The sequence below is a fragment of the Microbacterium sp. HMWF026 genome, from assembly GCF_003061325.1.
GTDB lineage: Bacteria > Actinomycetota > Actinomycetes > Actinomycetales > Microbacteriaceae > Microbacterium > Microbacterium testaceum_E.
The window spans coordinates 13,737-14,101 of record NZ_QAJB01000440.1 but is presented as its reverse complement, the minus strand read 5'-3'; the positions used below and the strand labels follow the sequence as shown (position 1 = coordinate 14,101).

Here is a 365-nt window from a genome sequence, read left to right as displayed (position 1 = left end):
GCGGATGGTCGATGAACTGCACGCCCTCTGCGCCGACCTCGAGGCCGACCCGCGCACGCTCATCGTGACCGGCGCGGGCGGGATCTTCGCCGCCGGCGCCGACATCGCCCAGCTGCGCGAGCGCACGGGCGACGACGCCCGCCGCGGGATCAACGCCTCGGTGTTCGATCGCCTGCGGCACCTGCCGCTGCCCGTGATCGCCGCGGTCGACGGATTCGCGCTGGGCGGCGGCGCCGAGCTCGCCTACGCCGCGGACATCCGCATCGGCACCCCGCGCGCCCGTTTCGGCAACCCCGAGCCGGGCCTCGGGATCATCGCGGCCGCCGGAGCGTCGTGGCGGTTGCCCGAGATCGTCGGTCACGCCC

Annotated in this window: 1 pseudogene; it reads left to right on the top strand. The window is 75.6% G+C overall.

Features of this window, described 5'->3' with window-relative positions:
- Positions 1–365, top strand: a pseudogene (locus DBR36_RS18670) (enoyl-CoA hydratase/isomerase family protein); the annotation flags it as partial.